This window comes from Cobetia sp. PDI-23MA (assembly GCF_059507735.1).
This window is the reverse complement of sequence record NZ_CM183352.1, coordinates 425,745-451,692: the sequence shown is the minus strand read 5'-3', so window position 1 is coordinate 451,692 and position 25,948 is coordinate 425,745. Positions and strand designations below refer to the sequence as shown.

The window sequence follows — 25,948 nt, the reverse complement described above, 5'->3', positions numbered from 1 at the left end:
CAAGCCCGCTGTCGACCGGACGACTGCCGAGCCGGCGGCATAGGTGCGGCCGGCTCGGCAGATCACGTCATCAGAAGTCCTTGCACAGACGCAGGGCGTCATAGATGGCGGCGTGGGTGTTGCGCGGTGCGTTGCAGTCACCGAGGCGGAACAGCAGGTAATCATTGCCTTCGGTGGCCTGGCTCAGGCACGGCTGCGGCTTGATGGCGTAGAGCGACTCGACGTCGATCTGGCCCTTGTTGAGCGAGCCGTCCTTGAAGGCGTAGTAGAGCGCCTCATCCGGGCGTACGCCGTTCTCGACCACGATCTGGTCGACGACGCGCTCTTCGAGGGTGCCGGTGTATTCGTTCTCGAGCACCGCCACCAGGCCTTCGCCTTCGCGGTAGACCTCATGCAGCACCATGTCGGAGGTCATCACGACTTCCTTGGCATACAGGCTGCGGTAATAGGTCGGGAAGGTGGTTCCACCGACCGCCGCGCCGGGCTTGATGTCATCGGTGACGATCTCGACCCGCGCGCCCTTGTCGGCCAGATAGTCGGCCACCGAGACCCCGGAGAACTCGCAGATGCTGTCGTAGATCAGCACGTTGCTGCCCGGTGCGACGCGCCCGTCCAGCACGTCCCATGAAGAGGCGATCAGGCTCTTGGCCGGGTCTTCGTCGTAGCCCCAGGATTCGAACTGCTCCATGAACGGACGGCCACCCACCGCGAGGATCACCACGTCGGCGCGCAGGTCACGAATGGTGGCCTCATCGGCCCGCGTGCCCAGGCGCAGGTCGACCTTCAGGCGTGCCAGTTCCAGCTGATACCAGCGCGTGATGCCGGCGATCTGGTCACGCTGCGGTGCCTTGGCGGCGATGGTGATCTGGCCGCCAAGCTCGTCACGGGCCTCGAACAGCGTCACGTCGTGGCCGCGTTCGGCGCACACGCGGGCTGCCTCCATGCCGGCCGGACCACCGCCGACGATGACGACCTTGCGCAGCGGGCCGCTGGTCTTCTCGATCTGATGCGGCAGGCCCATGTATTCGCGTGACGTCGCGGCATTCTGGATGCACAGCACGTCGAGGCCCTGATACTGGCGGTCGATGCAGTAGTTGGCACCGACGCACTGCTTGATCTGGTCGAGCTGGCCCATCTTGATCTTGGCGATGATGTGCGGGTCGGCGATGTGGGCGCGGGTCATGCCGACCATGTCGACATAGCCGCCTTCCAGGATGCGCTCGGCCTGGTTGGGGTCCTTGATGTTCTGGGCGTGGATCACCGGAATCGAGACGACTTCCTTGATGCCGGAGGCCAGGTGCAGGAAGGGTTCCGGCGGGTAGGACATGTTGGGAATGACGTTGGCGAGGCTGTTGTGGGTATCACAACCGGAGCCGATCACACCGAAGAAGTCGAGCAGGCCGGTGGCGTCGTAATAGGCCGCGATCTGCTTCATGTCGTCGTGGGACAGGCCATCAGGATGGAATTCATCGCCACAGATGCGCATGCCGACCACGAAGTCGTCGCCGACCTCGGCGCGAACCGCCTTGAGCACCTCGAGACCGAACTTCATGCGGCCCTCGAAGCTGCCGCCCCATTCATCAGTGCGCTTGTTGACGCGCGGGCTCCAGAACTGGTCGATCAGGTGCTGGTGCACGGCGGACAGCTCGACGCCGTCCAGGCCGCCTTCCTTGGCACGCCGCGCCGCCTGGGCGAAATCGGCGATGATGCGCTGGATCTCCTCCACCTCGATGGTCTTGCAGGTGGAGCGGTGCACCGGCTCACGGATGCCGGACGGCGACATCAGCGAGGTCCAGTCGAAGCCGTCCCAGCGCGAGCGACGGCCCATGTGGGTAATCTGGATCATGATCTTGCCGCCATGCTTGTGCACGGCATCGGCCAGATTCTGGAAATGCGGAATGATGCGGTCGGTCGACAGATTGACGGAGCTCCACCAGCCCTGCGGGCTGTCGATGGAGACCACCGAGGAGCCACCACAGATGCACAGGCCACACCCGCCCTTGGCCTTCTCTTCGTAGTAGCGCACGTAGCGCTCGGTGGTCATGCCGCCATCGGTGGCATACACCTCGGCGTGGGCGGTACTGACGACGCGGTTGCGGATGGTCAGCTTGCCGATCTCGATCGGCTGGAAGAGTGCGTCGAATGCCATGGTGAGAGCTCCTCGCCGGGGAGAGCGCCGCCTCGTCACGCTGGCCTGGCCTGCCCGCCGCCACGAGTCGTGGCGACGGGGTTGGCGTCAGGTGTCTTGCATGTCAGGAGAGTCGGCGCTCAGGCGTTGCGTTGTCGTTGTTGTGGGTGATGAGTGTCGTGTGGTGAGTGTCGTGACAGAGAGATGATCGGGCGGCCAGCGTGTGCTGTTGCCTGTTGCCTGGGCCGGGTCTGGGCCCGAACCATGGAATAGAGAGTGGCGGATCCGAAAACGTCACACTGTTCCGGGAGCGACCTCGAAATACCCCACGTCACAGCCTTCCTCACCCCCGCTCTGGGTCTGGACGGCGACGGTGCGCAGCTCGCTGCCACGCGCGGCCAGAATCTGGTCCATCGCGCCGGCGAACCAGCCGGTGAACATGTATTCAAGTTTGGTGCCGGTCTTGCCCTGCTGATAGACGAAGCAAGAGTGTTCCAGGCGCACCTTGCAGGTACCGCGCTCCAGATCGATCTCCTCGGTGATGAACAGACCCCAGCCACGCTGCGACAGGCGCTTCATGTAGTGCTCGAAGACTTCCACGCCGACTAGGCCATGCAGCTCGGCTTCCTTCTCGCACCAGTGCCAGGCGCTCTTGTAGCCGGCGTGATAGAGAATCTCGGCGTATTTCTCCACGCCCAGCGCCTCTTCCACCGCGACATGATTGTTGATGAAGAAATGACGCGGCACGTACAGCATCGGCAGCGCATCGGACGTCCAGACGCCGGTCTCGCTATCCACTTCGATCGGCAGTTCAGGGGCCATCTTGCTCATGTCGGTGTCCTCCAAAGGGGGCTTAAGGGAATTGCAAAAAAGAGATCAGGAAAGAGAGATCAAGTAAGAGCGATCAATAAAGGGCACAGGCAGCCAGACTCAGCCGCCCCAGACATTTTCCAGCGTGCGCAGCCAGTTCTCGCCCATGATCTTGCGCACCTGATGCTCACTCATGCCGCGACGCAGCAGCGCCTCGGTCAGATTGGGGAACTCGCCGATGGTGCGGATGCCTTCCGGATTGACGATCTTGCCGAAGTTGGTGAGACGACGGGCGTAGCCCTTGTCGTGGGTCAGCCACTCGAAGAAGTCCTGGCCGTGGCCCTGGGTGAAATCGGTGCCGATGCCGATGGCATCCTCGCCGACCAGGTTCATCACGTATTCGATGGCCTCGACGTAGTCGTCGACGGTGGCGTTGACGCCGGCCTTGAGGAAGGGGGTAAACATGGTGACGCCGACGAAGCCGCCGTGTTCGGCGATGAAGCGCAGCTCGGCATCGGACTTGTTGCGCGGGTGGTCCTTGAGACCGGCCGGCGCGCAGTGGGAATAGCAGACAGGCACCTTCGATTCGAGGATGACTTCCTCGGAGGTCTTCGAGCCGACGTGGGAGAGATCACACATCACGCCGACGCGGTTCATCTCGGCGACCATCTCGCGGCCGAAGCCGGACAGGCCGCCATCGCGCTCGTAGCAGCCGGTGCCGACCAGATTCTGGGTGTTGTAGCACATCTGCACGATGCCCACGCCGAGCTGCTTGAAGACATCGACATAGCCGATCTGGTCTTCATAGGCGTTGGCATTCTGGAAGCCGTAGATGATGCCGGTCTTGCCGGCGGCCTTGGCGGCGCGGATGTCGGCGGCGGTGCGCGCCACGCAGACCAGGTCACTGCTCTCGGCGATCAGCTGATTGCTCTTGACGATGTTGTTGACGGTCGCCTGGAAGCCTTCCCAGACCGAGACAGTGCAGTTGGCAGCGGTCAGACCGCCCTTGCGCATGTCCTCGAACAGCTCGCGCTGCCACTTGGCGATCACCAGACCATCGATGACGATGCTGTCATCGTGCAGGGCGCGGGCCGCATCGGCCCCACCGAAGGAGGAGGTAAATTCGGACATCATGTCGCTCCGGCGCTGGGCAGGCGGCTCGAGGGAGTCAGGTCACTGCCCGTACCCGGCGGACAGGGCCTGTCGGAGCACGATCTCCAGCAGGCTGTGCCAGCATAGTCCTGCCCTCTTGCCCCTCTGACGCCAGATGCGACCCGTGGCTATCGAATCGCGTCAGAGCTGTCGTTTCTGAAACGCCGACGCCCCGACTCGAGAGAGCCGGGGCGTCGCGAGACAGCCGAGGGTGTAGCGTCACGCCGCTCAATGCGCGGGGGACAGCTCCTTGAGCGAAGGCAGCAGGTCCCAGCTCAGCCAGCCACGCGGCTGTTCCAGACGCTTCAGGTAGCCCATGCCGAGGTTGTTCATCTGGCGACGTGTCCAGCTGGCGCGGCGCTGGATATAGGCCGAGGGCTTGCCGGCATTGAAGCGGATCGGATTGGGCAGTACCGCCGCCAGCAGACTGGCCTGATAGGCGGAAAGGCTGGCGGCATCGGTATTGAAGTGATGCTCGGCCGCAGCCTCGACACCGAAGATGCCCGGCCCCCATTCGGCGACGTTCAGGTAGACCTCGAGAATACGCTCCTTGGGCCAGATGATCTCGATCAGGATGGTGAACCAGACCTCCAGCCCCTTGCGCACCCAGCTGCGCCCGTTCCACAGGAAGACATTCTTGGCGGTCTGCTGGCTGATGGTACTGGCGCCACGCAGGCGCTCACCGGCCAGCCGCGCATCGATGGCCTTGACGATCTGATCGACATCGAAGCCGTAGTGATCGGGAAATTTCTGGTCTTCCGAGGCGATCACCGCCAGGCGGGCATTGCTGGAAATCTGCTCCATCGGCACCCAGTCATGCTTAAGCGCCATCGGCTCGCCGGTGACCAGGCCATGGCCCCACTTCTCCAGCATCACCATCGACACCGGCAGCGGCACGAAGCGCAGCAACACCACCAGGCCGATACAGGCCACCATCCAGCAGGCAACGACCTTGAATGCCCACACCGCCAGCCAGCGCAGACGCTCCATCGGGCGCATGCCGGTACGCGGCGCCGGGCGGCGTGTCGCCCCGCGCCGCACACCCGCCACACGCTCCGTGCCTTCCTGCCTGCGTTGCTGTCCTCGTGCCATCCCTTGCCGTCCCCTGTCGTGCTTGTCGTGGCGCGTCATTCCGCCGCCGAGCCATTGTCGTGTCAGCTACTGCTGCATAGCGCCTTCGAGTGTACCAGAGCGTGCCGGTGGCTCCCGTGAAAACGACAACGCCCCTGCCACAGAGGCAGAGGCGTTGGACGTTGCGGGAAGCTACTGTCAGTCGGCAGGTGTCAGCCCTGCAGACGCACGCTGGCGTAGGTCGGCTCACCGCGCGCATTGGCCAGTGCCAGAATCGCCGAGGAGACGGGGGACTCGCTCACCGGTTGCAGGGGCGCATTGCCGACCATGCTCTGGCCGATCGACTGATGCAGAAGCCCTTCCAGACTGGCGACACCGGTCAGCTGATGATCACCATCGGCGCGACACGGCACCTCGAGCACGCTGACACTGCGCTCACCTCCGATGCGCTCATCACGCGGTGGCATCCCGAAGTACTCGCGGTAGCACTTGGAGAAGTGCGGCGTGGACACGAAGCCACAGGCCGAGGCCACCTCGATGATCGACAGCGCCGTCTGCTTGAGCAGCTGACGTGCGCGGGTCAGGCGCAGCTTGAGGTAGTAGCGCGACGGAGAGCAATGCAGATAGCGCTGGAACAGCCGCTCCAGCTGACGGCGCGAGACATCGACATAGTGCGCCAGCTCGTCCAGGCCGATGGGCTCTTCCAGATTGGCCTCCATCAGCGCGACGATTTCCAGCAGCTTCGGCTGGGTGGTGCCCAGCACATGCTTGAGCGGCACGCGCTGCTGGTCCTGCTCGCCACGCACGCGATCGCAGATGAACATCTCGGAGATGCCCGCCGCCAGCTCGCGGCCATGCTCGCGACCGATCATAGTCAGCATCATGTCCATCGGCGCGGTACCGCCGGAGGCCGTGGCGCGGTCCTGATCGATGGAGAACAGTCGTGTGGTCAGCGGCACGCGCGGGAAGGCTTCCTGCATCGCGGCCAGACACTCCCAGTGGATGCTGGTCTCATGGCCTTCGAGCAGCCCCGCCTGAGCCAGCGCCCAGCTGCCGGTACAGACGGCACCCAGCTTGCGGCCGGCACGCGCCTGCGCCTGCAGCCAGCTGACATGCGGACGATGCACGGAGCGCTGGATGCCGACGCCACCACACACGATGACGATATCCAGCGGCGGGCAGGCCTCGGTGGAGGTGTCGGGCGTGACCTGCAGGCCATCGCTGGCGCGCACGGGGGTGCCTTCCAGCGTCACGGTATACCAGCGGTATAGCTCGCGTCCGGCCAGCTGATTGGCCATGCGCAGCGGTTCCACCGCCGAGGCCAGCGAGATGAGCGTGAAGCTGTCGAGCAGCAGGAAGCCGATGGTCTGCGGCTGGCGCGTCTCGCCGGCCATTCCTGCAGCGGATGAGTGAGCTTCGTACGGGCGGGCGAAACGGCCACTGGTCAATGCCATGAGAGGGGTCCTTCTTCATATCTGCCTGAGTGACAGACCGGGGCCTCGTGGCGCCCTCTCCCGTGGCCTGATGAGGCCGGCGGGGGTCTGCAGTATTATCGTTATTGGGTCTCAGCAGGGAGCGAACCCGGAGGGTCAGCTCCAGCAGCGACGACATCGGCAATCGGCCCCATCAGGGGGAGGTCAACAAGCGACCTCTGCAATTCCGATAACGTCAGGGATGTCGTGATTCACTGCCTGGACGTCGTGCGTTGTCCACGTCTCGACAGTAAACCATCGCGCCTGCCTGGCGCAGTGACTTTATCGCCGCTGTGCAGCAAATCATCGTTGCCGTACGGCACAGGATAACGTCTGGATTGACTGCCACTGACGCAGCATAAGCAAATGCCACCAAAACGGGCTTTCATGCCTTGAGATTCTGAAAGAACCCGCTTCTCATGACGAAAAAACGACAGCCCCGCTATCCATCAATCGATAGCGGGGCTGTCGTTTCTGTCTTTCACGCAGTGTCTCTGCTCGGCGAGCGATCATCTGCGATTGGGACTTTCACACCTCAACACCGAGGCTTGAGACTCAACTCAGAGGTGTTTCGCGTGCCTTTTCATTTCTACCGGCTACCACACCCACACCTCTCAGAGGAGGTGTTTCGCATGGTAGGCAAGATGCTCATCGATGAAGCTGGCCATGAAGAAGTAGCTGTGGTCGTAGCCGGGCTGGCGACGCAGGACGAGCGGATGATCGAGTCCGGCGCAGACTTCCTCCAGACGCTCCGGCTTGAGCTGCTCCTCGAGGAACTGGTCGCTTTCGCCCTGCTCGACGAACAGCTCCTGGCGTTCGGCGCCGCTGGCGTGAACCTGCTTAACCAGTTCGCAGGCATCCCATTGCGCCCACTGGGTGCGGTCATCGCCGAGATAGCCGCTGAAGGCTTTTTCGCCCCACGGGCAGGCCATCGGATTGACGATCGGCGCGAAGGCGGAGATCGAGCGATAGCGTCCCGGGTTCTTCAGCGCACAGATCAGCGCGCCATGGCCGCCCATGGAGTGACCGGAGATGGATTCACGCTCGCCGTCTACCGGGAAGTGACGCTTGACGAGCGCCGGCAGCTCCTCGGTGACGTAGTCATACATGCGGTAATGACGCGCCCAAGGCTCGCGGGTGGCATTGACGTAGAAGCCTGCGCCACTGCCGAAGTCGTAGCTGTCGTCTTCGCCGTCCAGATTGACACCGCGCGGGCTGGTGTCCGGGCAGATCAGGGCGATGCCCAGCTCCGCCGCCTTCTTCTGCGCGCCGGCCTTCTGCATGAAGTTCTCGTCGGTACAGGTCAGCCCCGACAGCCACCACAGCATCGGCACCGAGCCCTGTTCGGCCTGGGGCGGCAGATAGATGGCGAACACCATGTCGCAATCCAGGCTGCCGCTGCGGTGACGGTAACGCTTGAGCCAGCCGCCATGCACCTTGTTGGCGCTGACCAGCTCGAGTTGTTCGGTCGCGGTCATCATGTTCTCCCTTGTGATATCGCCCATGAAAACGGCGTCGGCAAGCCGACGCCGTTTCGCGTTCCAGACCTCACCGGGCAACAGGTGTTTCCCTGTTGCCCGGCGGCAGTTCAGCCTCGGATCAGAAGCTCAGCACGGTACGGATCGACTTGCCTTCGTGCAGCAGATCGAATGATTCGTTGATCTTCTCGAACGGCATCTGGTGAGTGATGAAGTCGTCCAGATTGATCGCGCCATCCATGTAACGCTCGACGTAGCCCGGCAGTTCGGTACGGCCCTTGACGCCACCGAAGGCGGAGCCTTTCCAGACGCGCCCGGTCACCAGCTGGAACGGACGGGTGGAGATCTCTTCACCGGCACCGGCGACGCCGATGACGATGGATTCGCCCCAGCCCTTATGCGCGCACTCGAGCGCTGCACGCATGACATTAACGTTGCCGATGCACTCGAAGGAGTAGTCGACGCCGCCGTCGGTCATGTCGACGATGGCTTCCTGGACCGGCACGGACAGCTTGCTCGGGTTGACGAAGTCGGTGGCGCCGAACTTGCGGGCCAGGTCGAACTTGTCTTCATTGATGTCGATGGCGATGATGCGCGACGCCTTGGCCATCACCGCACCCTGGATGGCGGCCAGACCGATGGCACCGAGGCCGAAGATGGCGACGGTAGAGCCCGGCTCGACCTTGGCGGTGTTCATCACCGCGCCGATACCGGTGGTGACGCCACAGCCCAGCAGGCAGATCTTGTCCAGCGGCGCTTCCTTGGACACCTTGGCCAGCGAGACTTCCGGCACCACGGTGTATTCGGAGAAGGTAGAGGTGCCCATGTAGTGGTGCAGCATCTTGCCATCGAGAGAGAAGCGCGAGGTGCCGTCCGGCATCAGGCCGCGACCCTGGGTGGCACGCACGGCGCTGCACAGGTTGGTCTTGCCGGAGAGGCAGAACTTGCACTTGCCGCATTCGGCTGTATAGAGCGGAATGACGTGGTCGCCCGGTACCAGGCCCGTCACGCCCTCGCCCACTTCCTCGACGATACCGGCGCCTTCGTGGCCCAGCACGGACGGGAACAGACCTTCCGGGTCTGCGCCGGACAGGGTGAACGCATCGGTGTGACAGACGGCGGTATTGACGATGCGTACCAGCACCTCACCGGCCTTCGGCCCTTCGACATCGATCTCGACCAGTTCCAGCGGCTTGCCGGCTTCCAGCGCAATCGCAGCACGTGATTTCATGAATCTCTCCTAGTGAGCATCAATAGCGGTAAACTGGCTGCCAATCTCATGCCCCCTGGTGTGGTGACGATCACCACGGAGGCCATCCTGAAAGGTAGCAGCACCTGACAGGTTGCATGGATGAGTCGCCCGAGGGACTCCCAACGCGACAGGCACTGGGCTCGTCCTTGCGGTTCATCCTTGCGGGCTCGGCATGGAGCACAGTCTACGCAGTCATGCGGGTGGGATTAAGCCGTCGGCACTCAGATGATTATTGCCACTCAACAACAATGAAAGAGGAGCCAGCATGCAGCGCTGGGACCGTATCGAAGCCTTCGTGGAAGTCGTCAGAATCGGCTCATTTTCCGGTGCCGCCCGTCATCTCGGGGTGTCCAGCTCACATGTCAGCCGTCTGATCAGCCAGCTGGAAGCCCAACTCGATACCCAATTGCTCTACCGCACCACCCGGCAGACGCGCCTCACCGATGCCGGTCAGGTGTATTTCGAGCACTGCCATCATCTCTTCGATGGCTTCCGCGCCGCCGAACAGGCCATCGGTGACTTCCACGCCCGCCCCAGCGGCGTGCTCAAGCTGACCAGCGCCACCACCTTCGGCGAGCGCTACGTCGCGCCGCTGGTCAACGACTTCCAGCTGCTGCACCCGCAACTGGAAGTGCAGATGCACTTCACCAACCGTCCGGTGGAATTGATCGACGAGGGCTTCGACGTCGCCATCCGCATGGGCGTACTCAAGGACTCCTCGCTGATCGCAAGGCGACTGGTGGACCGCCGCGAATTCGTCGTCGCCTCGCATGACTACTTCCAGCAGGCGCCGCGCCCGCACACCCTGGCCGAGCTCTCCAGCCACCGCTGTCTGGCCGGCTCCAAGCGCGAGTGGCTGTTCGAGGTCGAGGGCCAGCGCCGCGAGGTGCGCATCACCGGCAGCTGGCAGGCCAACTCCGGCCCGGCGCTGCTGGACGCCACGCTCAAGGGCCTCGGCCTTGCCCAGATTCCCGACTATTACGTCGCGCCCCATCTGGCCAGCGGCAAGCTGATCTCGGTGCTGGATGAGTACCAGGTGCGCGATACCGGGGTGTGGATCGTCTATCCTCGCCACCGCCATCTCTCACCCAAGGTGCGCCAGTTCGTCGACTTCATGGTCGAGCGCTTCGAAGATGGTATCCCCAGCCTTGGCGAATGACGCGCCGCTGCGGATGAGTTGCCAAATTGATGAGCGGATGAGTCGATGGGCGGTTGAATGAAGAAGCTGACGAACGACAGACGGGCTGCCAATCGGCAGCTCGTCTGTCATTGCACTGACAATTTTCATCAGCGCCCTGATGGCGGTCACCGAATTCATCAAGATGCTGCATCAGAGCGGCGAACTGAACGCCCTGGCAGTGCCCAGACACTCGGAAGTGACCGGCGCGGACATCCGTGCACCCACCCCCTTCTGGCTGGCAAACGCCCCACTCACCGACAGGGCCTACAACGTGGTACGCGCCTTCGAGGCCGGCTGGGGCGGCGTGGTCAGGAAGACGCTGGGGAAATATGCGGCGGCGGTGAACAGCCAGCAATAGATGAGAATCAAAAAAGGGACCGCCAGCAATGGCAGCCCCTTTTTCATTGGCTTGATGACCCACCAATGATGACCATGATTAGCCTAAAGATAATGAAATCATGAAATCACCTGCTGGCTCAGGCGGACAGCCCGACGCCCTTCAGCAGCACTCGCGTCACATTCTGCACCGCCTGCTCGAATTCGCGATCACTCAGCGCCTTGCCCTGATTGAGCACCGCGATCTGATGATCGAAGTCGGCGTAGTGCTGAGTGCTGGCCCAGATCATGTACAGGTAGGCGGAGGCATCGACGTTGTCGATGCGGCCCTCGCCGATCCACTGACGCAGACGTGACTTCTTCATCTCGGCCCACTCGTCGAGCCACACCGTCAGCTCCTCGCCCAGCACCGGCGCGCCCTGCATGATCTCGCTGGCCCACACCTTGGAGCCATAGGGGCGCTGGCGCGAGTGCATCATCTTGGCGCGAATGTAGGTGGAGAGCACCAGCTGCGGGTCATCGTAGGCCTCGAAGCACAGCGCATCTTCCTTCCACAGCGCCAGCAGGCCATCGAGCACCGCGCGATACAGCGCTTCCTTGGTGCTGAAGTAATAATGCAGATTGGACTTGGGCAGCTCTACCTCGGCGGCAATATCGACCATGCTGGCGCCGACATAGCCCTTGAGAGCGAAGATCTTTTCGGCGGCGAGCAGGATGCGGCCGACATTATCCTTGCGAATCTGAGACTTGCGAGTGGTCATGCGATCCCCTGACGCGGTGCTGGCAGTGCGATGAGAATATCACAACCGCACTGCCAACATGTCTGAGCCGTCAGGTTCCCCCCTGCCATCCGGCAAGGGAGATGGCGACTCTGCAAGTGCTGTGCAATCCCGCGCCAGCGCGGATCGGCAAGCACCGCGCCTGCGACATCACTCGAAGACCGCACCATCGATGAAGCCATCCGCCGGCATCGGCACCTGGCCCGCCTCACCGCTCAGCCACCAGGGCGACGGATGCGTGCCTTCGCTGCGCTCATCCACCACCGGCACCACCATGCCCAGCTTGCGGGCCGCCGTGCGGTAGAGGTCCGGCCGGACGCACCGCGCCAGCGTCGCCTCGAGATCCTCGTCACTGAAGCCCTGCAGATGGCCCCAGCGCTGCATCTGGGCGATGTACCAGCGTGTCTGGGAACGCCACGGGAAGTTGGCCGCGTAGCGATGGAAGATGGTCCAGCCGGGATTTTGCTGCTGAAACTCCTCCACCGACTGCTCGACATCCACGTCTTCCAGTCCGCGCGTCACCACGCTCATCGGCACCTCCGGCATGCCCTCATCATGCAGCCACTCGGCCGCCCTGGCCCGATTGCCGGGGCGGTCCAGCCAGGCGCAGGCCTTGAGCAGCGCGCGAATCAGCGCCTGATGCGCCAGCGGATGCTGCTCCGCCCAGTCCTCGCGCACGCCCAGCACCTTTTCCTGCCCGAAGCGCCAGATATCATGACTGCCCGCCACCACCTGCCCCATGCCCTGTGCCGCCGCCAGGCTGTTCCAGGGCTCACCGACACAGAAGCCATCCAGCGCACCGCTAGCCAGTTGCGCCGCCATCAGCGGCGGTGCCACGGCACGCATCTCGACGTCGCGGTCCGGATTGATGCCGCCGGCCGCCAGCCAGTAGCGCAACAGATAACGATGCGAGGAGAACGGATGCACGCTGGCCAGCTTGAGCAGGGGCTCGCCGCGCTGCTTGCGCTCGCGCACATGCGCCGCCAGCGCCTCGGAGACCTGCAGCGGGCTGGAAAGCGCGTGACCATTCTCGCCAAGCGTCGCCATCAGTGCGCGCGACAGGGTGATGGAGTTGCCGCCCAGATTGAGCGTCATGGCGCTGATCACCGGTGTGGCGCGGCCATCCAGGCCCAGGGTCGAGGTCAGCGGCATCAGCGCCAGCATCTGCGCGCCCTGCAACACGCCGGTCTGCAGGTCATCACGCAACGCTGCCCACGAGGGTTGCCACTTGAGTGTCACCGCCAGCCCCTCCTCGCGGAAAAGCCCCAACTGCTCAGCGACCACGAAGGGCGCGGCATCATTGAGTGGCATCAGGCCCAGCGTCAGCTGATGGCCATTCAGGGGTACATCTGTGGGCATCACGCATACCTCTTGAACGATCGAGAGAGAAGGACAGTACGGCGACCGGCTCAGCGCCGACGCGCGGCCTTGAGCAGCTCATCGGCCAGCTCATGCAGAGCCAGGCGCCGGTTCATGGCGGTCTTGCGCAGGTATTGATAGGCGGCATCTTCACTGAGCCCGCGCGTCTCCATCACCACGGCCTTGGCGCGATCGACGCTGCGCCGCTGCACCAATGTGGTCTGGGTACGGTTGAGCTCCCCCTTGAGTGCACGGTGCGCCTCGAAGCTGGTGATGGCGACCTCGACCATGCTGCGCACCATCGCTGGCATGACGTGGTCCACCACATAGGCCGAGACACCGGCGCCGGCCGCCTCACGCACGAGGTCCGGCGCATCTTCACTGGCCAGCATGATCATCGGCTTGGGATAGCGTCGCCCCAGCTGGCCGAGATGCTCCAGGGTGTCGCGGCTGGGCAGGTCGGCGTCGATGATCACCGCATCGGGCTGATGCTGCTCGACCAGCGCGTGCAGGTCCTCGTGCTCGTCAACGCGCAGCGCCACCTCGAAGCCGGCGCTCAATAGCGCCTGCTCCAGCGCGGCGGAGCGCTCACTGCGGACATCGACGATCAGCACGGTCACGGGCATGTCAGGTTTCCTTGGGTCGGGCATGAGACTTGCCGTACACCCAAGCAGGATCCGTGCCGCAATCTGGTGCAACCTTGCGGCCAAAGGCCTTCAGAGCGGTCGAGCCGAAAGCGTCGCTGCACTGCAATGAGGCATGCGCCTTGCCGACCCTCCCAGCACCATTCGCGTGCGCCAGACTGGTACCCCGCGCCTTGCTGACGCACCGCCAGCGCGCATCCAGCCCGAGACACCGCCTGCACGTGCCACCCTACTGTCCTTGCCAAGCCATTGATCTTCTGGGACTTGTCCCTCTCACACCCCCGCAACTGGCGCGCTACTTGCTTTGTTCCTGTCACTTGCCGCACGGACACTCTGCTGCCGGCAACCATGGCATCACCGACTGCTGCCATCGCTATCCATGACGTGGACCAGGCTCTTCGGAGTACGAGTGCGTCGAACCAGGCCCCTCAATGACGAGGCGCCCTTGCTGTCGTTCATTCACAGCCGTTCGACCACTCGCCGAGCACACCTGACCTCGTGCCCGGCACCGACGCTGAATCAGGAGCCCACTCATGGATATCCGCAACAAGGCCAGCCGCATCCGGCTGTTCAGCTTCAACACTCCGCAGATGCGCGCCTTCCACATGTCATGGTTCGCCTTCCACGTCTGCTTCTTCGGCTGGTTCGGCATCGCGCCGCTGATGGCCGTGGTACGTGACGACCTCGGCCTGACCAAGACCCAGATCGGCAACACCATCATCGCCTCCGTCGCCATCACGGTGATCGTGCGTCTCGCCATCGGCGTGCTGTGTGATCGCATCGGGCCACGCAAGGCCTATACCTGGCTCTTGTGCCTCGGCTCGCTGCCGGTGATGTGCATCGGTTTCGCCGACAGCTTCGAATCCTTCTTCCTGGCCCGCCTGGCCATCGGTGCCATCGGCGCTTCCTTCGTCATCACCCAGTACCATACTTCCGTGATGTTCGGCCCCAATGTGGTCGGTACCGCCAACGCCACCACCGCAGGCTGGGGCAACCTGGGCGGCGGCACTACCCAGATGCTGATGCCGCTGGTGATGGCCGGCCTGCTGATGCTGGGCGTCGAGCAGACCTTGGGCTGGCGTCTGGCGATGGTCGTGCCGGGCATCGTGCTGTTCCTCACCGGTATCGCCTACTACTTCTTCACCCAGGATGCGCCGGACGGCAACTTCAGCGAGCTGCGTGAGCGTGGTGAGCTGCCCAAGGCCGAGAAGGAATACAGCATGCGCGCCACCTTCGGCGCGGCGGCACGCGACATCCGTGTCTGGGCCCTGTTCCTCGTCTATGGCGCCTGCTTCGGGGTCGAGCTGACCATCCACAACGTCGCCGCCATCTACTTCTTCGACCACTTCGATCTCGATCTCGCCACCGCCGGTCTCATCGCTGGCCTGTTCGGCCTGATGAACCTGTTCGCCCGCACCCTGGGCGGCGTCTTCTCCGATCTCTTCGCCCGCCAGGCCGGCCTCAAGGGCCGCGTGCGCTGGCTGTTCATCGCGCTGCTGTGTGAAGGCGTCGCGCTGGTCGGCTTCGCGCAGATGGAAACCCTCGCGGTGGCCATCGGCATCATGCTGGTCTTCAGCCTCTTCGTGCAGATGGCGGAGGGCGCGACCTTCGGTATCGTGCCCTTCGTCAATCGCAAGGCGCTCGGCGCGGTCGCCGGTATCGTCGGTGCCGGCGGCAACGCAGGCGCGGTCGCCGCGGGCTTCCTGTTCCGCAGCGAGGAGCTGACCTACCAGGAAGGCCTGATGTACCTGGGCATGGGCGTGATCGTGATCTCGCTGTTCGCGCTGCTGGTGCGCTTCAGCGCCGCCACCGAAGCCGAGGAAAGCCGCGCCTACGACGCCGCCATCGCGGACCGCAAGCAGCAGAGCGAGCAGCAGCCCGCCTCGGCATAAGCGGATTTCCTTCTCCCCGAGCCAGACACAAGAAGGCCCCGCCTCTGGGAGGCGGGGCCTTCTTGTGTCTGATGACAGCTCAGGTCAGCGGCGACTCATCGCGGCGCTGACAGCCGAGCCTCAGCTATCGGTGGCGTTCTCGACGCTATCACCGGCTTCCTCGACGGCGTTGTCCATCTTCTCACCGGCCTTCTCCATCGGGCCTTCGTCCTCGCAACCGGCGAGCGACAGGCCACCGAGACCGAGCATGGCAATCATCAGCGAACTACCCAGAGTCTTGAGCTTCATGATGTCTCTCCTTGAATCATCGGTCGGAATGACGCGACAGCTGCCATCACCCGCAGGCTGCCACGTGGTGCTACCCATGACATGGAGCAGGAGCCTTGCCGTTTCAAGGGTCACGCAACGCCGAGTTGCCTGTGGCTGATCAAAACCAATCGCTCAGGGCTGCTCAGCTCAACCGCGCAGGGCTGATCAGATACCCAGCTCAGAGAAGGTATCGGGAAACTGCACTTCACCGCCCAGCCCCTCCAGATAGTCCGGCAGCAGCTCGAAGGCGACGAAGGAACCCGGCACGTCGTCATGATGGCAGTAGAGCCCGTAATGACACGCCGGATGAAAGCCCAGGTGGGTATAGAAATCCGCATGACCGGCCGCCACCACGGCCCCCGCCCCCAGCAGTCGACAGCGCTTGACCGCCGAGATCACCAGTCGCTTGCCGATGCCGTGACGCTGATGCTGGGGCAGCACCGCCAGCGGCGCCAACGCCATCAGCACGCGGTCCGGGTAGCCGGAAAGCTCCACGCGCGACACCATCACATGCCCCAGCAGACCGCCCTCGCCTTCACTGAGGTGGCGGCCGGTCTCCGGGTCGGTGACACGCTCGGCCACCAGCGAGATCTGCGCCAGATTGCCTCGACGCAACCTGTCACCCAGGCGCGCTTCACGATGGCCGGCAAAGACGGATTCATGAATGCGGTAGATGCGCTCATGATCAATGAGACGCTCTTCACGAATGCGAAGGTTATCGACGGCGTTGGCAGTCATCACGAGGTACCGGATCAGCGCCCTGATGATCAGGGACGTTACCTCAAGCGTAGCCACCGCCCGCAGCGGCTGCGAGCGTCAATCTGCTGCTCAAAAAGCACGATGCCCGCCGTGGTGGCGGGCATCGCCTGGGGTGATATCAAGGTCGCATGACAGATGAAGTGCCTGGTTCAGCCCCTCTCAGGCATCTCGCCGCCAGCAGTCAGACACGTCGCCAACGCTGCCCGCCTCAGCTCTTGAGACGACGCGCGCGGAAGGAGCGGCCCTTGAGCTTGCCATTCATCAGCTGGGTGAGTGCCGACTTGGCGACATCACGCTCCACGGCGAGGAAGGTGGTCCGCGCCAGTACCTTGATCTTGCCGATCTTGCTGCCTTCCAGGCCGCCGTCACCGGTCAGCGCGCCGAGGATATCGCCGGGACGCAGCTTGTCCTTCTTGCCGCCATCGATCTGCAGCGTCGCCATGCGCGCATGGAAGGGCTCGCGGGTCAGCATGCTCTTCGAGGGCAGCGGCTCGGCTTCCAGGGTCTGCTCGAGGAATTCACCCAGCCTGGTCAGGCGATAGTCTTCCTTCTCGGTGTAAAGCGTACAGGCGATGCCGGAGCTGCCCGCGCGGCCGGTACGCCCGACACGGTGCACGTGGGCGTCGAGATCACGCGCGATCTCGTAGTTGAACACCGCATCCAGCGCATCGATATCCAGCCCGCGCGCCGCGACATCGGTGGCCACCAGAATCGAGGTGCTCTTGTTGGCGAACATCACCAGCGTCTGGTCACGCTCGCGCTGTTCGAGGTCACCGTGCAGCGCCATGGCACTGAAGCCGTGCTCATTGAGGGCATCGCTGACTTCCTGCGCCTGACGCTTGGTGTTGCAGAACACCACGCTGGATTCCGGACGGTACTTAAGCAGCAGGATACGCAGCGCCTCGAAGCGCGCCTCGTCATCGGCGACACGGTGGAACAGCTGACGGATGCTGCTGTCATCGTGGGTGGAGGCCACCTCGATGCTGACCGGGTCACGCAGCATGCGCTCGGCGATCGGACGCACGCCATCGGCGAAGGTCGCGCTGAACAGCAGCGTCTGACGCTCCTCCGGGGTCTCGGCGACGATGGCATCCAGCACCTCGGCGAAGCCCATGTCGAGCATGCGGTCGGCTTCATCCAGCACCAGGGTATTGAGCTCCTCAAGGCTGAGGCTGCCCTTGCGCAGGTGCTCATCCACGCGCCCCGGCGTGCCGACGATGATGTGCGCGCCGTGTTCCAGCGAACCCAGCTGGGGGCCGAAGGGTGCACCACCACACAATGTCAGCACCTTGACGTTGTGCAGACCGCGCGCCAGACGACGGATCTCGCCGGCGACCTGATCAGCCAGCTCACGCGTCGGGCACAGCACCAGTGATTGCACCCGGAAGCGCGAGACCTTGAGGCGCGACAGCAGGCCCAGGCCAAAGGCAGCAGTCTTGCCGGAGCCGGTCTGCCCCTGGGCGATGACATCGCGGCCTTGCAGCATCGGCGGCAGGCTCTGCGCCTGAATCGGCGTCATGGTGTGGTAGTCGAGCGTGGCGAGGTTGTCGAGCAGCTCGGGCGCCAGCGCCAGAGAGGCAAAGGCAGGGGTGGCGGTGGCGTCAGTCACGAGGACATTCCTTCAATCGATGAACAGGCACGAGCCGAACGGGCTTACGCGCGGGCGCAGAGCATAGCAGAGCGTGGCCACCGACGCCTGCTGCGGATAGCGCCTGCCACGAATGCCAGCCCCTGATACCGGCTCCCCAGGCGAGATAGCCTTTTGGAGCAACGCCCTCCCTTGCCCGCCAGAATCATCTCTCAGCACACCGTATGAGCCAGCTAGAACGTGACTCAACTCAAGCATGATTTTCGTCACGACAGGATTCGATTCCCGCCAAATATCATTTATCAATTATCGTTAATTAAACAGAATGGCCAATTGTCAGCTGGCATGCCATGACACGGAAACGCCTATCAGATTGCCTGATATTTCCCGATCCTTGATTCATGCAGCGTATTCACACAAATGACGTCGCTACTCATGACGGAATAGTCATCGCGACGTTCTTGTTATCTGCCTCCGACTATCAATGCCAATGACATACCAGGATTGGTGCATACCGAGATGCCCCCATGCTGGATATGAGGAATGCCAGCTCTCATCAGTGATGCCGCTGCGCGCCCAGAGACTAAATCTGAATCGATGTCATGAATATCAATGACTTGCAGATAGAAAAATACTGTCTGTGCCGCACAGGCGTTTTCGATCTCGGGAGCTCCCGAATCGGATCATTGCAGGCGTACTGACAGCCAGTACGAAACCGGTCATCAAGCCCGGCGCAAGACACAGGTCGCCGAGACACAGAGCTGGCAACACCTTGGAAACACCATTGACGTGAATCCTGCAGCTTCATTGCCGCAATGCACGGCATGACGTGACCTGAGCAAACACAGTGCTGCCTGTGGGCCTTGTCATCAGATGATTACGTAATGCCGGCTATGGAGAACAGAAGACACAATTATGGGTTTTACTACCTTCACACAAGCTAACTGATTACCTTTTTGATAAACATGACAAGAAACAACACATAATGACGCTGGAGCCCCACTCTCCCCGGCGCAAGCGAGAAAGGTCACACGAAGACGCACGATGGCGATACCTCCCCACACAAAAGCGCCGCCCGAGCATGGCCCGAGCGGCGCTTTTGTGTGTCATCTCATCAAGGAAAAGGGCCGAGCTTGCAGCCAGCTCGGCCACGGCCACTTAGCGTGCCGCTTCTTCCTCAAGACGCGCCTGCTTGCCACCAAGGGTGAAGCAGGTGTCGATCTCGCGCAGCATGAACAGCGCGACACAGGCGGCCAGCATCGGCCAGGCAGCGAAGAACAGCAGGTGATCGAACGGGTCCAGATACTGCTTGAAGGCAGAGAAGGTAGACCCGGCGTGCAGCAACAGCACCAGGCCATAGGTCAGCGTCTTCTTCACGCCCGCGACGAACATCAGCAACAGCACCATCTCGACGACGGCGATCGCGATGACGATGCCCTCGCCCAGGCCGCCGATGGCGTAGAACTTCTCGAAGATGGCCGCGGCATGGCCGGGATGGAAGAACTTGTCGAGTGTCCACATCAAGATCACGAGGAAGACCCCGAGGCGCAGCAGCAACAGGGAAATGCGGATTCGATCGGCGTACTTCGTCATGTCAATTCTCTCCAGGGGGAAGGGTCCGGCGCTGCAAGGCAGCGCGCACGTGCTGCTGTGTACGCACCAAGTGGCCGCCTGGTTGCATCGATTGATGATTTTTCTCACAAGATTAACCACTTGGCAGCGCAATCCCGCCTCGCGTCCCCTTGGCGCAAACGCCTGCCGCACTGGAGGGTCTAGCGACCTTAAGCTGCCATTGTTGGGCGCAATATCAGCAGTCACTGCTTCTGTAAAAACGCCGACTTACCCGCCCTGATCCTGGCCCCTTGCCCCTTTTCCCTTGCCCCTGGTCCGGCCTACCGCCACGCATTGCAAAGGCGCGCTTTCCGGCCTTGAGCGCCCAACTGCTGGCGCATGCCGCGCGCATTGCAGCACAACGCGAGCGTGGCGAGATTCTCGACGACGCCTGTGCCATGAGTGCGGTACCGACGGTGATTCAGGAGATCTGGCTGGCCAGTGGCGAGCTTGAGACATTCGCCTTACGCGAAGGCATCCAGGTCGAGAGCCTGGCGGAGCTGCTGGGTGAGCACACTCCGCCTGACAGCCCCGCCACCGCTGCACAAAGTGGCGCGCCAGCGCGGGTCGTGAGGCCACTTGATACTTTCGACTGGCTGCATCTGGCGCTGGAGCAGCTGTTGCAGATACATCAGGATAAGCAACGTTTGCACTCAGGCTGATGTATCTCGGCGCCAAAACTCGTATGGTGAGAGAGAGGCTCGGCCTGTCGTCGATCAAGATGACGCGCGAGCCTCGAGCACGACTGTCATATGCACGACTGGAACGCATTTCTGGTACGCGCAACAAGGCACGACATCAAGCACAGCACGCGGAGCAGAACATCACGATCGATCATTGAAAACGACCAGCCGAGGAGGTTCACATGAAGGTCTACAAACCTGAATGGCGTTGCACGCTCGACGTGACGGAAGGCCCCGACCCCACCGCCCGCTGGAAAACACGGCTTGCCTGGCGCCTGCGCGCCCTCGCCGACCGCTTTGATGGCGGTAGTCGTACGATGAAGATTGACTGCAATGTCACCCCGGCGCTCACCCGCGAAGAGGTCGACACCTGCCTGGGCAAGGGCTTCGCCCTCAGCCAGAACCTGATGCTGCAACTGGCCAACCACAGCGCCTGCGAAGATGTCCTACGCGACGCCAAGGCCGAGCTCTACGAAGAAGAGCAACACCCGATGTAATGGTTTGATCTCAGTAGAACCCCGCAGATCGACCCGTCGGTGAACGTAGTCCGCAAGACGCATGAAAAAGCCCTCCCGGCGATGCCGGGAGGGCTTTTTTGATGTTTTATATCAGCGCCTTGAACAGACCTCTGGCCCCAGCCCCCCTACCTGAAACAGCGGCAAAAATACTGACAACGTCGCTCCCCACCATTCCCTGTACAATGGCTCCCTCAAGCCGCTCCTCTCAACCTCAGGCCTTCCATGTCCATTTCCGCGCGCCCTTCCAAGCTGAGCCTGCCTCAGGTCAATCCCGGTGTGACGACGGTGCTGGAGTATCTGCTGCTCAAGTTTCCGGCGATTGCCGAGTCGCGCTGGCGCGAGCGCATGGCCGAGGGCAAGGTGCATCGCGATGATGGCTCGCGGATTACGCCTGAGTCGCTCTACCAGCCACATCTGCGCGTGTTCTATTACCGCGAGGTGGAAAGCGAGCCGAGCATTCCCTTCGCGGAGCAGGTTCTCCATCAGGATGAGCACATCCTGGTGGCCTACAAGCCGCACTTTCTGCCGGTGACGCCCGGTGGCCTGTATGTGAACGAGTGCCTGCAGCAGCGACTGCGCAAGCGTACCGGGATAGAGGCGCTGCAGGCGGTGCATCGCCTGGACAGGGTGACGGCGGGGCTGGTGCTGTGCTCTCTCAATCCCGAGACGCGTCCTCTCTATCATCAGTTGTTCAAATCACGAGATATCCACAAGACCTATCAGGCCATCGCCGAGACACACAGCGAGGCACCGCTGACAGGCCAGCAGTGGGAGGTGAAGAATCGTCTGGAACAGGGCGAGCAGCGCTTTCGCACCGTGGTAAGGCAGGGCGAGCCCAACAGCCACTCCGTGATCCGCTGCATCGACCAGCGTGGCAGCCGGGCATTGTTCGAGCTGCACCCCATCACCGGACGACGCCATCAGCTGCGGGTACACATGCAGACACTGGGCTGGCCGATCCTGAATGACCGCTACTACCCCGAGCTGCAACCGCTCTCGCCGGATGACTACGCGCGCCCCTTGCAGCTGCTCTCCAAGGGATTCGAGTTCATTGACCCCGTCACCGGCGAGGAAAGACGCTTCGAATACGACGGTGACCTGACACTGGCGTGAGCCGTGGCATGGCCCGTGGCTGTCATCGCCTACCGACGCACAGGCCACGGCACGTGCACAAAGAAATCATCTGACGAAAGCTTCCTGCTCGACGTCAGGCGGGCTAAGGTTTTCCTTCATCCCCGGAAAATAGGCCCATCGATGTCCCGACGTCTCGCAGTGACCGGAGGAGCCGCGCTGGCCGCGCTCCTGTCCCTCCCCGTCCTCGCACAACAAGGGCACGACGGGCCGCCGCCCGGCCACGACGGGCCACCGCCGATGCCCGCGGAAGACCAGGCGCTGAGCGAGGCCTTGCGCGCGCGCATGGGTGACACCAGCACCCAGATGCAGAGCGTGCCCATCCCCGAGAGCGCAGCCGAATGCGGTGATACGCCCGGTTACGAACGCATGCTGTGCCTGATCGATCTGCTCAAGGCTGATGTCTCCGATGACCTTCTCGAGAACCTGCAGCATGACTACTCCCTCGCAGAGGCCGAGAACTGGAGCAACCTGCCAGCCGGTGCCTTCCCGAAACGCCCCGGCGTGCTGCTGGGCGAGCTGAACATCAAGCAGCGCGGCCTTGTAAAGGCCATCATGCTGGAAGCCACCGGCCACGCGCCCGATGAAGGCTTCGACGAGATGCTCCAGACGCTCAACGCCGATGACTACATCAATACCGTCAGCACCGACTACAAGGCCGGTTACTCCTCCTACAACACCAAGTTCGCCTTCCTCGGCACACCGGGTGAGAGCGGCACATGGGAGCTGTACTACGGCGGTCACCACATGGCCTTCGCCAACACCTATACCGACGGCAAGCTGGCCGGTGCCACGCCCTCCTTCCGTGGCGTGGAACCCTTCCCCTATTTCGAGATGAACGGTCGCGTGAACGAGCCGCTGACCCAGGAACGCGATGCCTTCGCCACCCTGCTCAGCTCGCTCTCCGAGGATCAACAGGCCGAGGCCACGCTGGAAGGCACCTACCGTGACATCCTCGCTGGCCCGCAGGCTGACGACGCCATCCCCGACAGCTACGAGGGCATCCCTGTCTCCGAGCTGGATGACGACCAGCAGGCTCTGTTGCTGACGGCCATCGAGACCTACGTGGACGACATCTCCGCCCCTGAAGCCGCCGCCTACATGGAGAAGTACACCTCCGAGCTTCCCGAGACCTATCTCGGCTTCTCTGGCACGCCGCAGGTGAGCGCCGAGAACGACTACGTGCGCATCCACGGCCCCTCACTGTGGATCGAATTCTCGTTGCAGTCGAACAAGTCCACCGACAAGGTCGGCAATCACCCGCACTCGGTATGGCGGGATCGCACCGACGACTACGGCGGCCAGGCCGAATGAGCCGGCGCGTTTCCTGGCGCACCGCCCTGCTCGCCCTTGTCATGATCTCTTTCGGCCACGGGGTCAGCGGGGCGGGAGGCGGCCTCATCGAGACGGCTCACGCCCACGCCCTGCCCGGCAGCGTGCTGACATTCGAGCAGCAACCGCAGCACACGCTGCACCTCACGCTCCAGTTCCCGCGCGAGGATCTGCTGATCGCCGCGCCGGAACTGGCAGCCCTTGGTGAGCAGGCACCAGGCCAGCCCCTGCCGCAGCCGCTGGTGGATCAACTCGGCAACTACCTCAGTCACCATCTCGCCTTGTCAGCGAGTCACACACCACTGACGCTGCAACTGGTGGGAGCGCGCCTCGCATCCACCTATCAGCCACAACTCGGCGACTACGTGCTGGTCATCACAGAGTGGAACGTGAAGACCGACAAGGCAGAACCGGACTCCCTGCTGCTGAAATACGACGCCGTGATGCACGAAGTCCGCAACCACCGCGCCGATGTCTACTGGCAAACTTCCGACGGCCACACCCGCCCACTGGCCGACTTCGACTTCTTCCACTCTGCCCACGGCGTAAGGCTCGACCTACACAAGGCGAGGCAGACGCCAGCCGAGCAGGAATGAGACGACCTGGAGTAAGCAAGGCAATAAGCGTTTCCTGAATCGCGCCCACAAAAAAGCCCTTCCGGCCAATGGCCGGAAGGGCTTTCTGCTTGCTGCGTTGTCGTCTCGATCAGCTCAAGAGACCGTCTCGACAGAACGCTGCGTCAGCTCAGCGAGGGGGATCGTCAGGCGATCATTCCCACTCGATGGTGGCCGGCGGCTTGCTGCTGACGTCATAGGTGACGCGCGAGACGTGCTCCAGCTCGTTGATGATGCGGTTGGAGACCTTCTCCAGCAGCTCATACGGCAGGTGCGCCCAGCGGGCCGTCATGAAGTCGACGGTCTCGACGGCACGGATACCGATGACCCACTCGTAACGACGGCCATCGCCGACGACGCCGACGGACTTGACCGGCAGGAAGACGGCGAACGCCTGGCTGGTCTTGTGGTACCAGTCGAAGTTGTGCAGTTCTTCGATGAAGATGGCGTCGGCTTCACGCAGGATGTCCGCGTATTCCTTCTTCACTTCCCCGAGGATGCGCACGCCCAGACCCGGCCCCGGGAAGGGGTGACGGTAGACCATGTCATACGGCAGGCCGAGTTCGAGGCCGACCTTGCGGACTTCGTCCTTGAACAGCTCGCGCAGCGGCTCGACCAGTTCCATCTTCATGTCGTCCGGCAGGCCGCCGACATTGTGGTGAGACTTGATGACGTGGGACTTGCCGGTCTTGCTGGCGGCGGATTCGATCACGTCCGGGTAGATGGTGCCCTGGGCGAGGAAGTCGACTTCGGTCAGCTTGGCGGCTTCGGCATCGAACACTTCGATGAAGGTGTTGCCGATGGCCTTGCGCTTGGCTTCCGGGTCACTGACGCCAGCCAGCTTGCTGAGGAAGAGGTCTTCAGCGTCAACACGGATGACCTTGACGCCCATGTGGCGAGAGAAGGTTTCCATGACCTGGTCGCCTTCGTTCTTGCGCAGCAGGCCGTTGTCGACGAAGACGCAGGTCAGCTGGTCGCCGATGGCCTTGTGCAGCAGCGCCGCGACCACGGAGGAGTCGACACCGCCGGACAGGCCGAGCAGCACCTTGCGGTCACCGACCTGAGCACGAACGCGATCGGTGAGGTCTTCGATGATCTTGGCCGGAGTCCACAGACGCTCGGACTGGCAGATCTCGATCACGAAGTGCTCGAGGATGCGCTGGCCCTGCAGGGTGTGGGTGACTTCCGGGTGGAACTGCACGCCGTAGAACTGCTTCTCTTCCCACGCCATGGCGGCGATCGGGCAGCTCGGGGTGGAGGCAGTGACGGTGAAGGTCTCCGGGATCTTCGCGACCTTGTCACCGTGGCTCATCCAGACGTCGAGCAGCGGGCGGCCTTCGTCGTCCAGGTGGTCCTTGATGTCCTTGAACAGCGCGGACTCACCGTCGACACGAATCTGGGCATAGCCGAATTCGCGCACGTTGGAGCCTTCGACCTTGCCGCCGAGCTGCTCGGCCATGGTCTGCATGCCGTAACAGATGCCGAACACCGGCAGACCCATCTCGAACACGCACTCAGGCGCACGCGGCGAGTCCAGCTCGGTGACGGATTCCGGGCCACCGGCCAGGATGATGCCGTTGGGGTTGTACTCGCGGATCTCTTCTTCGGTGATGTCGAAGGCACGCACCTCGGAGAACACGCCCAGCTCACGCACGCGACGCGCGATCAGCTGTGTGTACTGGGAACCGAAATCGAGGATCAGGATCTTGTGGGAATGGATGTCTTGCATCTTCAGTCTCTCATTGGGGAGTCATGTGACCCGCTTCGGAGCTGCGAGGGAGCGCGGCGTCGTCTCCTTCCGGCCCCCGAAACCGCCGGGGGAGAAGTTTTCTCGACCTAAGCAAAGCGGG

23 protein-coding genes are annotated in these 25,948 nt (G+C 62.8%); 8 read left to right on the top strand and 15 right to left on the bottom strand.

Translation table 11 applies throughout. The annotated features are described in order from the left end of the window. Positions 1–70: 70 nt before the first annotated feature. From dgcA to AC5WNJ_RS02030, 7 genes are all read right to left on the bottom strand, one after another. On the bottom strand, positions 71–2,149 hold the full coding sequence (gene dgcA / locus AC5WNJ_RS02060) for a dimethylglycine demethylation protein DgcA (protein ID WP_253063063.1): 2,079 nt from the start codon (positions 2,147–2,149) through the stop codon (positions 71–73). Between the two features lie 273 nt (positions 2,150–2,422). Beyond that, positions 2,423–2,959 carry a DUF5943 domain-containing protein gene (locus AC5WNJ_RS02055; protein ID WP_043333737.1) on the bottom strand — a complete coding sequence of 179 codons (537 nt, stop codon included), beginning with the start codon at positions 2,957–2,959 and terminating at the stop codon, positions 2,423–2,425. A gap of 99 nt (positions 2,960–3,058) precedes the next feature. Next, entirely contained in the window at positions 3,059–4,069 is a 1,011-nt protein-coding gene (locus AC5WNJ_RS02050) for a dipeptidase (RefSeq protein WP_253063061.1), read from the bottom strand. 249 nt (positions 4,070–4,318) lie between these two features. Next, a complete protein-coding gene (mtgA, locus tag AC5WNJ_RS02045; protein WP_373456569.1) occupies positions 4,319–5,080 on the bottom strand; it encodes a monofunctional biosynthetic peptidoglycan transglycosylase in 762 nt (253 codons plus the stop codon). Between the two features lie 293 nt (positions 5,081–5,373). After that, on the bottom strand, positions 5,374–6,555 hold the full coding sequence (gene gbdR, locus AC5WNJ_RS02040) for a choline metabolism transcriptional regulator GbdR (protein WP_253063199.1): 1,182 nt from the start codon (positions 6,553–6,555) through the stop codon (positions 5,374–5,376). A 692-nt stretch (positions 6,556–7,247) separates the two neighbouring features. After that, positions 7,248–8,111, bottom strand: a complete 864-nt coding sequence (gene fghA / locus AC5WNJ_RS02035; protein WP_253063057.1) for an S-formylglutathione hydrolase — start codon at positions 8,109–8,111, stop codon at positions 7,248–7,250. A 121-nt stretch (positions 8,112–8,232) separates the two neighbouring features. After that, positions 8,233–9,342: an S-(hydroxymethyl)glutathione dehydrogenase/class III alcohol dehydrogenase gene (locus AC5WNJ_RS02030; protein WP_043333735.1), complete on the bottom strand. Its 1,110-nt coding sequence runs from the start codon at positions 9,340–9,342 to the stop codon at positions 8,233–8,235. A 286-nt stretch (positions 9,343–9,628) separates the two neighbouring features. On the opposite strand from AC5WNJ_RS02030, the gene AC5WNJ_RS02025 reads away from it, so the two are divergent. Both AC5WNJ_RS02025 and AC5WNJ_RS02020 read left to right on the top strand, forming a co-directional pair. Further along, positions 9,629–10,522, top strand: a complete 894-nt coding sequence (locus AC5WNJ_RS02025; RefSeq protein ID WP_253063055.1) for a LysR family transcriptional regulator — start codon at positions 9,629–9,631, stop codon at positions 10,520–10,522. Between the two features lie 139 nt (positions 10,523–10,661). Next, a complete protein-coding gene (locus tag AC5WNJ_RS02020) occupies positions 10,662–10,901 on the top strand; it encodes a hypothetical protein (protein WP_306424396.1) in 240 nt (79 codons plus the stop codon). A gap of 118 nt (positions 10,902–11,019) precedes the next feature. On the opposite strand, the gene AC5WNJ_RS02015 is transcribed toward AC5WNJ_RS02020, so the two are convergent. The 3 genes from AC5WNJ_RS02015 to AC5WNJ_RS02005 all read right to left on the bottom strand — a co-directional run bounded on the left by AC5WNJ_RS02015 (position 11,020) and on the right by AC5WNJ_RS02005 (position 13,643). After that, positions 11,020–11,640, bottom strand: coding sequence for a TetR/AcrR family transcriptional regulator (locus AC5WNJ_RS02015; RefSeq protein ID WP_043333730.1), 621 nt, complete (start codon positions 11,638–11,640; stop codon positions 11,020–11,022). A 168-nt stretch (positions 11,641–11,808) separates the two neighbouring features. Then, on the bottom strand, positions 11,809–13,017 hold the full coding sequence (locus AC5WNJ_RS02010) for a CmpA/NrtA family ABC transporter substrate-binding protein (RefSeq protein ID WP_253063053.1): 1,209 nt from the start codon (positions 13,015–13,017) through the stop codon (positions 11,809–11,811). 50 nt (positions 13,018–13,067) lie between these two features. Continuing rightward, positions 13,068–13,643, bottom strand: coding sequence for an ANTAR domain-containing response regulator (locus AC5WNJ_RS02005; RefSeq protein WP_054555320.1), 576 nt, complete (start codon positions 13,641–13,643; stop codon positions 13,068–13,070). Between the two features lie 551 nt (positions 13,644–14,194). On the opposite strand from AC5WNJ_RS02005, the gene AC5WNJ_RS02000 reads away from it, so the two are divergent. Continuing rightward, positions 14,195–15,553 (top strand): NarK family nitrate/nitrite MFS transporter, encoded by a 1,359-nt coding sequence (locus tag AC5WNJ_RS02000; protein ID WP_253063051.1) that lies wholly within the window; start codon positions 14,195–14,197, stop codon positions 15,551–15,553. Between the two features lie 120 nt (positions 15,554–15,673). On the opposite strand, the gene AC5WNJ_RS01995 is transcribed toward AC5WNJ_RS02000, so the two are convergent. From AC5WNJ_RS01995 to AC5WNJ_RS01980, 4 genes are all read right to left on the bottom strand, one after another. Continuing rightward, positions 15,674–15,841 (bottom strand): hypothetical protein, encoded by a 168-nt coding sequence (locus tag AC5WNJ_RS01995; protein ID WP_166019763.1) that lies wholly within the window; start codon positions 15,839–15,841, stop codon positions 15,674–15,676. Between the two features lie 186 nt (positions 15,842–16,027). Beyond that, positions 16,028–16,600 (bottom strand): GNAT family N-acetyltransferase, encoded by a 573-nt coding sequence (locus AC5WNJ_RS01990; RefSeq protein ID WP_054555319.1) that lies wholly within the window; start codon positions 16,598–16,600, stop codon positions 16,028–16,030. A 229-nt stretch (positions 16,601–16,829) separates the two neighbouring features. Beyond that, on the bottom strand, positions 16,830–18,230 hold the full coding sequence (gene dbpA, locus AC5WNJ_RS01985; RefSeq protein ID WP_253063049.1) for an ATP-dependent RNA helicase DbpA: 1,401 nt from the start codon (positions 18,228–18,230) through the stop codon (positions 16,830–16,832). Positions 18,231–19,367: 1,137 nt separating this feature from the next. Next, entirely contained in the window at positions 19,368–19,802 is a 435-nt protein-coding gene (locus AC5WNJ_RS01980; RefSeq protein ID WP_176676101.1) for a hypothetical protein, read from the bottom strand. Positions 19,803–20,137: 335 nt separating this feature from the next. Here AC5WNJ_RS01980 and AC5WNJ_RS01975 point away from each other — a divergent pair, with 335 nt between their 5' ends. The 5 genes from AC5WNJ_RS01975 (at position 20,138) to AC5WNJ_RS01955 (ending at position 24,080) form a co-directional block, all read left to right on the top strand. Further along, positions 20,138–20,482: a hypothetical protein gene (locus AC5WNJ_RS01975; protein ID WP_253063038.1), complete on the top strand. Its 345-nt coding sequence runs from the start codon at positions 20,138–20,140 to the stop codon at positions 20,480–20,482. 203 nt (positions 20,483–20,685) lie between these two features. Continuing rightward, positions 20,686–21,000, top strand: a complete 315-nt coding sequence (locus AC5WNJ_RS01970) for a hypothetical protein (RefSeq protein WP_043333722.1) — start codon at positions 20,686–20,688, stop codon at positions 20,998–21,000. Positions 21,001–21,243: 243 nt separating this feature from the next. Beyond that, positions 21,244–22,134, top strand: a complete 891-nt coding sequence (locus tag AC5WNJ_RS01965) for a pseudouridine synthase (protein ID WP_253063036.1) — start codon at positions 21,244–21,246, stop codon at positions 22,132–22,134. Between the two features lie 258 nt (positions 22,135–22,392). Beyond that, positions 22,393–23,466, top strand: coding sequence for a DUF3500 domain-containing protein (locus AC5WNJ_RS01960; protein WP_495930354.1), 1,074 nt, complete (start codon positions 22,393–22,395; stop codon positions 23,464–23,466). Then, the gene (locus AC5WNJ_RS01955; RefSeq protein ID WP_253063032.1) at positions 23,463–24,080 is read left to right on the top strand and encodes a hypothetical protein; all 618 of its coding nucleotides are present in this window, start codon (positions 23,463–23,465) and stop codon (positions 24,078–24,080) included. Before AC5WNJ_RS01960 ends, AC5WNJ_RS01955 begins: the two co-directional genes overlap by 4 nt. 172 nt (positions 24,081–24,252) lie before the next feature. Here AC5WNJ_RS01955 and guaA read toward each other — a convergent pair whose 3' ends face one another. Then, complete coding sequence (gene guaA / locus AC5WNJ_RS01950; RefSeq protein ID WP_253063030.1) at positions 24,253–25,827, bottom strand: glutamine-hydrolyzing GMP synthase; 1,575 nt, start codon at positions 25,825–25,827, stop codon at positions 24,253–24,255. Positions 25,828–25,948: the final 121 nt, after the last annotated feature.